Here is a 9,882-nt window from a genome sequence, read left to right as displayed (position 1 = left end):
GGAAGCGAGAATTTCCCGCTTTGTATCAGGGCATCTTCAACACGCACCACGGTTCGCTGAACCGTGGCCTCATGGACACCCCAGTCCTGGCCGATGTGAAACAACGTGCGGTACTCGCGCCAGAACTCCAGCGTCATCAGGAGTTGCGCTCCCAAAGAGAGTGCAGGTGGCCGTCCAGATTTGACTTTGTTGGCATGGCGTTCTTGCAACACGGTCTCCATCTCTAGAAATGTTTCAGGGTACACACCAGTGCGACGGCGAAAACTCGTGCGATTCAGCTTCAGGGCCTGATGATATTTTAGCGTGCCAACCATCCCCTACCTTAGCGCACGACTTTCGCAAGAGGTCTAGTGAAAAAACACGCTCCAATAATGGGCGTGCCGCCACCGACAACGTGCTGAGGCGGGGGGCCACCAGACGGGCCAGATCGATCAGCAGCAAATGCAGGTGTGCCTGAACCGCCAGCTCCGAGCCGATTTGCTGCGCCGTCATCTCCGCACTCAGCGCCTCAATGCGGGCCAACCAGTTGGGGAGCCTGTCGTCCAGTTGAAAGTGCAGGGCGTTCCCCAGCGGGTCCGTTGCCAGGAAGGGCAGCAGCAAGAGCTCTCCCGGCAGGCTGGACCCACTGCCCAGATATGCGAGAGGCAGATTGAGTTGTCCAGTGTAGTTATTCGCCGCCAGCGTATCCGCGTGAAAAATCACCACCCAGCCGCGCACGCCGCCCTGCAAACCCCGAACGTCATGGCGCTCGCCCGGTGCAATCAGGAACAGATCGCCAGGACTCACTGCCAGGACCTGTTCGCCAATCTGGTGGTGTCCGCTGCCCGCCGTAAAGAGCATCAATTCATAGAAGTCGTGCAGATGGGCCTCAGTCTGGCGCTCGAGATGTTGTCGGTCTATTGCCACGGCCCGTACCATCAGCGGCTGCTGTGCGCTGGCCTGGATGGTATGCATGGGCAGAGGAGCGACTAGGGGCATCTCAATCTCAATTTAGAACATCTGCGAAACGGTTGTATTTGTTATTCATGTCCGATACTCTTCGCGCCCGCCGTCTGCTTCAGTTCCCGGCGGTGAGACCCAGCTTTTGGAAAACAGCGTGGATCCAGAACTCGGTCCGCTCAAAAACGCGGGCCGGACTGACCAATCGGACGTAATTCATTTTGCATTTTCATAAATATTTAGTTTTTAATTTTCATAATGAAGCTCACATTCAGAAAGTAATATCCAGGCGGAGGTAGCCCCACCATCTACTGACCCATTCGCTTGACAAGTTGCGCCAGACATGGTGTAAACCCAGTTGGATCAAAACCAGTGGAACTCGCATGTCACCGTGTCAAAGATCATTCCGAGAAGGGCATACGCCCGAACGATTGTTCATGCCCATTGTTGTTTCGCTGCTTCGTGCCGGGTTGTTGATCTGTAGGGCAGGCGGCCCCAGTGAGGCGACGCTCACCAGAGCAAACATTGCGGTTTGACTGGACAGTTTAACGGCGAGTGTTCTGAAGGCAACCCAGGTATTTGAACGGGCGACGTCCAGAGGACACAGTGGACCCTTGCCGAAGAATCGCCCAATCTGGCAGACGGCGGAAGCCTTCTGGGTGTCACCACGGCAACGCTTGACCAGTGCTGCGTGATGGGTATCTTGAGAACTAATCAGCGCAAAAACGAGCAGGGCAAGGGGTTTGGCCAAACTGAAAAATTCGCCTTCCATATGTTCATTCTATTTTGCCAACGTTCGCTCGATTCTCGTCAGTCATTCAACCTACCGACCCTTTGCTGGAACATTCTAGAAAGGTATCAACTTCTCAAGGAGTTTTCCATGTTTGCTAAAAGAATTTCCAGATCTGTCCTTGTCACCCTTTATCTTCTTTCTCAAGGATCACTGGCTCAGTCTCTATTCGACAGCCCGAATTTTTTACTGGCTGGTGGCAGTGGTAGACCTGTCAATACTGCTCCTAAGCCTCCTCTCAATACTGCCCAACTCGACGCTTTCGTAAACCGGATCATGAAAGAATATGGCGTTCCTGGCGTGGGACTGGCCATCGTCCAAAATGGAACAGTGAGCTATGTCAAGGGGTACGGCGTTCGTAACGTATCAAAAGGTACGTCAGTCACACCGGATACCCAGTTTCCTATCGGCTCGGTCACCAAATCGTTTACGGCGCTGGATATGATGGTGCTGGTCAATGATGGCCTGGTCAACCTTGATGCGCCGGTCACTAGATACATTCCCGAATTCAAGCTGTCCAGTCCGGCATCTACCCGGACGGTCACGGTGAGAAACCTACTGACACACACCACCGGCCTAAGCAGAACAGACGCCTCCACATTCAATCCGAAGATTACCGTCAAAGACATTATCGCCGCTGCGGCGACCACGCCTCTCGTCGGAAAACCCGGTGAGAAATTTGTCTACAGCAACGTCAATGCGATCATCGCCGGAGAAATCATTAAACGGGTCAGTGGTCAGTCGTGGGCAAGCTTTACCCAGCAGCGGATATTTCAACCGCTCGGGATGAACACGGCGACGCTATCGATTGACACGCTCAAAATGCTGCCTGACATCGCCACGCCACATGAGCTTGATGTCAAAAATGGTGGATCGAGACCGATCGACTATTTGTCGCTGGGAGCTGACGCCGCAGCTGGGGCCGTGAATGCCAGTGCGTCCGACATGGCGCGTTACATGCTTTTTCAACTTGGCACTGGCTCACCTTTGATCTCACAGGAGAGTCTCAACGAAATGCATAAGGGTCAGATCGCTGCTCCTGACTCCAATCTGCCAGGCGTTATCGCCCAACTGGCAAGCAAAATGGCAGAAAGTTCAGTGCGTGTCCCTGCTCCACTTGTTACCCAAGAACAGTATGGCTTTTACTGGAATGTCGAGAACTTTCTAGGAGAGCAGATCGTGCAGCACGCTGGTAACGTGACCGGCGCAACCGCGAGCGTAACTATGCTGCCGAAACAACATGCGGGCGTGGTGATTCTGGCAAATATCGGGGAGGCCAACACGTTTATGGATGTGATGCGGCTGCACATCGCTGAAGTCTTGCTGGGCCGCTCTGGCCCCGACGTGAACGCTACCCTGCAAGCGCAACTCAAAATCCTGGGCCAGGATAGTGCCAGCATTGCCGCAGATCGCCAGGCCGCCCGCACGTACCAGCCCCAGCCCAAAGAGTTAAGCGCCCTGGCTGGCACATTCAAAAGTCTGGCCGATCCCAAGCCAACTGTGGTCAAGGTCATCGACCAGCGCATGCTCAGGCTTGAATCTGGTTTTCGGGGAGTTCGCTTCACTGTAGACCTGATTCCTTTAGGCAAAAACCGTTTCATGGCAACCGGTCAGCCAATTGTGGGCAGTGTCGTCAAGTTTACCGGCAGTGGAGAGAAGCGTGCCATTGAAATCGAAGGATTGAATGGCGCAACTCCGTTGGCGGGAGCGAGCAAATAAGTCATTTCCCAAGACCGGACAACTTCAGTTTTTTACTGGCTGAGTTCCAAGACATCTCACTGCTAAACTGAAGCATTTCCGCCGCAAATGGCAAGCGGCACCACTGGTCTGTGACGATCTGCGGTGCCGCTTCCCATAAGTCTGCCAGGCTATCTGAATTCCCGAAAGCCCGCTTGCCGTTGCTGCGACGCAATATGCTCTGGCGTCTCGCCGCCGCACTTGAAACCCTCATCCATAGGCAATCCATCTGCCACCACGTCCTGGTCACGTTCTTCCCCGGCAACGCCTTATCTGAGGCTTGGAAAAAACGTCTTGAAGGGTATTTTCAAGAACAGCCTGTGTTGGACAAGTTATTCCTGCGTGCGCTGCTTCCACTGCTGCCAGTAGGAGAGTCGGCCAGCACTCAGCGCCTGATCGCCCAACCCGACTTGACCCGGATGATTTGGTTCTGTCAGGCCATTAGCGCGCAGCCTCTTGCGTCCCCTCGAGGCACTGCGCCAGCCATTCGCACCAATCGGAGTACTCACGTTCGTACCCGATTCCGCGCCGCAGCACAGCATGAACACCAAACCATGGGGACTCCGGTTGCCACAGGGTCTCCCCCGCCTCCTGCTCCAGACGGCTTAAACCCGACTGAAACTCGGCCAGGTGGGCCAGGTGGGTCTGAGCGTGTTCGCGCATCATCTGCGCGGCGGCAGTGGGATCGGCCAGCCAGATGGAATACGCTTTGAGAACCAGCTCGTCGCGCTTGCGGGGCGGTTCCGTAGCGTCATTGAGCCAGGCACGCAGGGCAGCCCGCCCCGCGTCAGTAAGCCGGTAGACCTTCTTGTCAGGCCGATCAGATTGCTCGACAAGCGTGTAGGCCACCAGCCCCGCTGTTTCCAAGCGTGCAAGTTCCGGGTACACCTGACTGTGCTGGGCGAACCAAAAGTAACCCACAGGATTTTTCAGCGCGTGGGTCAGCTCGTAGCCGGAGCGCTCCTCCCGTGCCAGCAACCCCAGCAGGGCGTAGCCGAGCGTGGTGGTGGCGGCTTTGGCACGGACAGGCATACGTCTATCTTGACAGAGTCAGTCCGTTTTGACTATGCTAATTTAAACATATGTCATAACTAACATAATGTGGAGCTTGAGAGGAGAAATCATGAGCGCACGTTCTGCCGCCGGGCCACTGCCCGAAACCCACCCGCTTGACCCGACCCGCTGGCGGGCGCTGGCCGTGCTGCTGCTGGCTCTGTTCATGGTGCTGCTGGACACCAGCATCGTCACCAACGGTCTGGCGACCTTGCAACGTGACCTGGGGGCCAGCTCCGCACAGGTTCAGTTCGTGCTGACCGGGTACGCCGTCGGCTACGGCGTGCTGCTCATCACTGGGGGGCGGCTGGGCGATCTCTATGGCCGCCGCCGCCTGTTCTTGCTGGGCTTGGCCAGCTTTACGCTGACCTCGGCGCTGTGCGGCCTGGCGTGGTCACCGCTTACGCTGATCGCTTTCCGGGTGTTGCAGGGCCTGGCGGCGGCCCTGCTGTTTCCGCAGGTGGCAAGCTTTATCCAGGTGCTGTTTCCTGGCCGCGAGCGTGCCCGTGCTTTCGGCCTGCAAGGCACCATCATCGGGCTGGGGATTATCGCTGGGCCACTGTTGGGCGGCCTGCTCATCGACGCCAATCTCTTCGGGTCATTGTGGCGTCCGATCTTTCTGGTCAACGTGCCCATTGGGCTGCTGGCTTTGCTGTGGGCCGCGCGGGTGCTGCCCGAATCGAAATCCGATCAGGCCCGTGGTCTGGACGTACCGGGTGTGGCGCTGCTCTCACTGGCGTTGGTGCTGCTGATTTACCCAGTTATCGAGGGCCGCGATCAGGGCTGGCCCACCTGGCTGCTGACCATGCTGGCCCTGAGCGTGGTGACTCTGGGCGTGTTCGTGGCCTATCAGCGCCGTCTCATGGCCCGTGGAAAGACGCCGCTGGTACAACTGGGCATGTTCAGTGATCGATCCTTTGCCGTGGGCGCACTGATCGCTTTTGTATTCCAGAGCAGCGTGCTGTCCTATTTCGTGGCGATGAGTCTGTTTTTTCAAGCAGGGCTGGGCTACGGCCCAACGCAGGCCGCGCTGCTGCTGATCAGCTATCAGGTGGCAATCGTCGTTGCCTCGCTGCTGTCAGCCCGGCTGGGCGCACGACTGGGCCGCTCCATTCTTTCGCTGGGAACTGCGTTGCTCATTTTCGGTCTGCTGGGCATCCTGCTGACCTTGAATGCCACAGTTCTAAATTACCGGGGTTACGAATTAATTCCGGCGCTGATCGTCAGTGGGCTGGGTTTCGGCTTTGTGATCGGACCGCTGCAGACCGTGATCCTGTCGCGTATCAACCCTGCCAACGCGGGCAGCGCCTCTGGCGTGCTGGCGACCGTGCAGCAGGTGGGCAGCGCTCTGGGCGTGGCCATCATCGGAGTGCTGCTGTTTGGTCACCTCGCCTCCAGTGCGGACATGGTAGGCGCAAAGGTTCAGCCGGGCCTGACACAGACGCTGCGGGCAACCGGGCTTCCGGCTTCCGCCGTGGGAGGGATCACCGCAGGTTTCAGCGCCTGTGTGCATGACCGCTTCAATCAAGCCGATTTGAACGTGGTTCCGGCCAGTTGCCAGCCACGAGGTAACGCGCTGCCTGCCAACCTGGTCAAGCCCGTGGGGGCGGCCCTGACGGCGGCAGGCGATGAGGTTCGGCGCGAGGCTTTTCTGTCCGCGCTGCTGTTTACCCTGCGGTTTCAACTGGCAGCCTACGCGCTGTGTTTTGGCCTGGTGTTCCTGCTGCCGGGCAATACGCGTGTGATGGCCCAGGCTGCCGCCGCGCGCAAAGAACCGACAAGGTGACTGCCCTGACCTGTACCAACTCCAGCCGCCTACATCCACTCGCCCACTCAACCCAAAGGAGTTCACCATGACCACCATTCCAGAGTCCATGCAGGCCATCAGCATCCAGGGGGGCAGCGGCCCGGCCTCCGCGCTCCAGCTTGAAGGACTGTCTGTCCCAACGCTGGGCGAGGAGCAGATCTTAATTAAAGTCGCTGCCGCCGGGATCAATCGGCCCGATATTTTCCAGCGTATGGGGTTCTATCCGCCGCCGCCCGGCGCACCCGCCACGCTGGGGCTGGAGGTTGCGGGGACGGTGGTGGTCGCGGCGGGCCGCTGGCAGGTGGGCGACCGGGTCTGTGCGCTGCTCGGCGGCGGCGGCTACGCCGAGTACGTCGCCTGCGACGCCCGCCACGCCCTGCCCATTCCAGCGGGCCTCAGTTTCGTGGAGGCCGCCAGCCTGCCAGAGACGGTGTTCACCGTGTACGCCAATGTCTTTGATGCTGGGGGCCTGAAAGCGGGCGAGACCTTCATGGTTCACGGCGCAACTTCTGGCATCGGAGTGACGGCCATTCAGATGGCCCAGGCAGCGGGGGCCAGGGTGATCGCCACGGCGCGTGGAGCGGCCAAAGCCGAGGCTGCGCGGGCGCTGGGGGCCGACATCGTGGTGGATACAAGTACAGAGGACTTCGCGCAGGTGGCCCAGCAGGCGGGTGGCGTGGACGTGGTGCTGGATATAGTCGGTGCCAGCTATTTTGCGGGCAATCTAGCGGCCCTGAAACACAAAGGCCGGATCGTGTTCATCGCCAGTCTGGGCGGAAACGACGTGACATTGCCAGTCATGGCGCTGATGCAAAAGCAGGCGGTGGTCACTGGATCCACCCTGCGCGGGCGCTCTGCCAATGAGAAAGCGGCCCTCGCTCTGGAGGTTGAGCGGGTCGTCTGGCCGTGGATTGCTGGCGGTCAGCTCCGGGCGCAGGTGGATCAGACGTTCCCACTCGCGGACGCGGCAGCGGCGCACCAATACCTGGAGGACGGCGCACACGTGGGCAAAGTTATCCTGACGATGCCAGCAAACTGAAGGCGCATAAAGACCAGGCTCAGGCCCATATTTGATGGATTGGGCTGATGGCTTTAGCCAGTGACAGCAAGCCTGCTTTGAGATTCGCCCAATTTCCACTCCCCAGAACGCATTCAGGAGGCTGATGATGTCCAAACATTCTGCTCCAACTCTACCGACCACCATGAAAGCCCTCGAACTGTCCAGCTACGACGGCCTGGACGCTCTCAAACTGACTGAAAAGCCGGTGCCGTCTCCCACTTTAGGTCAGGTGCTGGTACGGGTCGAAGCGTCAGCTGTCAATCCGTCGGATCTGGAATTCATGCATGGGCGTTACGGCTTTCGGCGGCCTCTGCCCACCACCGCCGGGTTCGAGGCGAGCGGCGTGGTGGTCGCGGGCAACGGAGCGCAGGCCGAACGGCTGATGGGGCAGCGCGTCGCCTGCGTGGTGCAGTCCAAGGGTGAGGGCACCTGGGCTGAGTACGTCGCCGTGGACGCCAAAGTCTGCCTTCCACTTCAACCAGCCGTCGACTTCGAGCAGGGCGCGATGCTGTTCATCAACCCCTTTACCGCCTGGGGCCTGGTCGAGCAGGCACAAAACGGTCAGCATCTGGCCCTGGTGCAGACCGGAGCAGCCGGCGCAGTGGGCAAAATGGTGCAGAGGCTGGCTACGAGCGCGGGCCTGCCGCTGATCAACATTGTGCGGCGAGACGAGCAGGTGACTTCGCTGCGAAAGGGCGGAGCTGAACATGTCCTGAACAGCGAGGCCGAGGACTTTGACGCTCAGCTCAAGCAGCTTTGTGGGGACTTGAACGCGACGATGGCCTTGGACGCGGTGGGCGGAGAACTCTCGGGGCGGCTGCTGGCGGCCATGCCCGAACACAGCACCGTATTGGTCTACGGCGTGCTGGGCGGCAAGAGCCTTACGGTGTCGCCCTATGATCTGGTCTTCCGGGATGGGCACGTCTCCGGCTTTTACCTGACCACCTACCGCAGCAACCTGAGCAAGGCCGAGTTGCAGCAGCGGACAGATCAGATACAGCAGCGCATGGCGACCGACCTTCACACGGAGGTGAGTGCGCGGGCGGGACTGGAAGACGCCTTGCAGGCCATCAAGCACTACCAGGATCACGCGAGCAACGGCAAGATCATCATCACGCCCAACAAGCACAGCCAAGCCCATTGACGGTACGGTCCTTCAGGTCCTTCATGGCGCGGATCCGGCGTCCCACCCTTTGTATCCCCAAAGTGAGCGGGATATTGATTAGCTAAATTTACGGCTGCGTTTATTGAGCAGTGCGGGCGCTTTCCCAGCAGAAATGCGCCTGCACTGCTTGCATCTTTCATTCATTTCCCACATACCAGACTGGAGGCCGACTCCGTTTCCACTACAGACGCATTTTCTGCGGTCCAGAGGAAAGCCTGGAGCGCTTCTCTGTCCTGCAGCGTGGCCGGATTCCAGACCACCGTCACCAGATCGGATCGCCCGTCGACGGCGAAGGACGAGGATTCGAGCGCAATCCAGCCCAGCACTGGCTGCTGTCCAGCCCGGCCAGACCTGCTCGTTCGAGAGTGCATCAGGTCGCGCCCTTCAGGTGACGCGGCCTTGTGCGCTTTATGCTGCCCGAATTTCGCCAATCCGTAAGCCGAAGCTGACTGCGGTTCAGGCCATTGCACCTTCCTGAGCGGAGTGGCCTGAACCTAGATCAAACTGATTTGAATCAGCGTCGTAGCGCTCGTGGGCTGCCCGAAACTGTTCGGTGCGCCCGCCCATCCAGTGAATAAGCCCGCACATCATGGTTGCTAGTTCTGTGCCGGAAGCGGTGAGCGTGTAGGTGACTTGCGGCGGAATGGTGGAGGCCACCGAGCGCTCAACCAGACCACTGCGGACAAGCACTTTGAGATTCTGCGAGAGCATCTTTTGACTGATGCCCTGCACTTTCGTATTGAGCGCTGAGAACCGTAGCGGCTCCCCCAGCAGCGCCGCCAGAATCAGCGGCGACCAGCGGTTGGTCACTTCCTCCAGGATGGCCCGCGTCGGGCAACCCTGCTGAAAGGCTTCAGGCGGGAGCAGAGCTAAGGCCGGGGTTGAGCCAATGATCTTGGACATGCCCGTAAGTTACCTGAAGGTACGTACTTTCGTCTAGTAACCCGATGTCCTATCGTAACTGTTGCCAGTGGCTGCTAATACGGACTCCGATTAAATCTTGTAGACTGTCCAGATCAAAAAATTCTTCTCTTCCATCCAACTCCAGCACTCCGCTGACGACTTCTGGGCCATTTATCGGGCCAGTACCTGCGCTGTGGAGCGGCGCAGAGCGCAGTTCTTTGCCTTCCTTGCGGAAGGCAGAACAGAAACTGAGCTTTTGGAACTGACCAAATACTCCGTCTCTGGGGCGCGTCACATTTTGCAGCGGTATCACACCCTGGGGCTGGACGGTTTAGGGGATGGCCGGGCGCACAACCAGGGCGCACCCACGGTGCTGAGTCCAGATGAACAACAGCAGCTTGCTGTCCACCTGCGACACGATTTTGATC

9 protein-coding genes are annotated in these 9,882 nt (G+C 58.8%); 4 read left to right on the top strand and 5 right to left on the bottom strand.

The features are described from left to right. From BOO71_RS26220 to BOO71_RS27545, 3 genes are all read right to left on the bottom strand, one after another. Positions 1-221: helix-turn-helix domain-containing protein (locus tag BOO71_RS26220; RefSeq protein ID WP_175607344.1), on the bottom strand; the 221-nt coding region annotated here is incomplete at its 3' end. Positions 222-234: 13 nt separating this feature from the next. Then, a complete protein-coding gene (locus BOO71_RS03340) occupies positions 235-978 on the bottom strand; it encodes an AraC family ligand binding domain-containing protein (RefSeq protein ID WP_075830569.1) in 744 nt (247 codons plus the stop codon). 355 nt (positions 979-1,333) lie between these two features. Beyond that, complete coding sequence (locus BOO71_RS27545; protein WP_175607343.1) at positions 1,334-1,711, bottom strand: hypothetical protein; 378 nt, start codon at positions 1,709-1,711, stop codon at positions 1,334-1,336. A 108-nt stretch (positions 1,712-1,819) separates the two neighbouring features. Between BOO71_RS27545 and BOO71_RS03335 the strand changes: the two genes are divergently transcribed. Further along, positions 1,820-3,448 carry a serine hydrolase domain-containing protein gene (locus BOO71_RS03335; RefSeq protein ID WP_175607342.1) on the top strand — a complete coding sequence of 543 codons (1,629 nt, stop codon included), beginning with the start codon at positions 1,820-1,822 and terminating at the stop codon, positions 3,446-3,448. Between the two features lie 459 nt (positions 3,449-3,907). Here the strand turns inward: BOO71_RS03335 and BOO71_RS03330 are convergent, their stop codons facing one another. Next, positions 3,908-4,498 carry a PadR family transcriptional regulator gene (locus BOO71_RS03330; protein WP_075830567.1) on the bottom strand — a complete coding sequence of 197 codons (591 nt, stop codon included), beginning with the start codon at positions 4,496-4,498 and terminating at the stop codon, positions 3,908-3,910. Between the two features lie 91 nt (positions 4,499-4,589). Between BOO71_RS03330 and BOO71_RS03325 the strand changes: the two genes are divergently transcribed. The 3 genes from BOO71_RS03325 (at position 4,590) to BOO71_RS03315 (ending at position 8,530) form a co-directional block, all read left to right on the top strand. Continuing rightward, positions 4,590-6,305 carry an MFS transporter gene (locus BOO71_RS03325; RefSeq protein ID WP_075830566.1) on the top strand — a complete coding sequence of 572 codons (1,716 nt, stop codon included), beginning with the start codon at positions 4,590-4,592 and terminating at the stop codon, positions 6,303-6,305. A 67-nt stretch (positions 6,306-6,372) separates the two neighbouring features. Then, positions 6,373-7,365 (top strand): NAD(P)H-quinone oxidoreductase, encoded by a 993-nt coding sequence (locus BOO71_RS03320; RefSeq protein ID WP_075830565.1) that lies wholly within the window; start codon positions 6,373-6,375, stop codon positions 7,363-7,365. Positions 7,366-7,492: 127 nt separating this feature from the next. Then, entirely contained in the window at positions 7,493-8,530 is a 1,038-nt protein-coding gene (locus tag BOO71_RS03315; protein ID WP_175607341.1) for a zinc-binding dehydrogenase, read from the top strand. Between the two features lie 477 nt (positions 8,531-9,007). Here BOO71_RS03315 and BOO71_RS03310 read toward each other — a convergent pair whose 3' ends face one another. Continuing rightward, positions 9,008-9,361 (bottom strand): winged helix-turn-helix transcriptional regulator, encoded by a 354-nt coding sequence (locus BOO71_RS03310; RefSeq protein ID WP_217694836.1) that lies wholly within the window; start codon positions 9,359-9,361, stop codon positions 9,008-9,010. Between the last annotated feature and the right edge of the window lie 521 nt (positions 9,362-9,882).

The organism is Deinococcus marmoris (assembly GCF_001949125.1).
In the GTDB taxonomy this organism is placed as follows: domain Bacteria; phylum Deinococcota; class Deinococci; order Deinococcales; family Deinococcaceae; genus Deinococcus; species Deinococcus marmoris_A.
The sequence above is the reverse complement of the archived record's forward strand: the minus strand, read 5'-3'. Positions and strand labels throughout refer to the sequence as shown.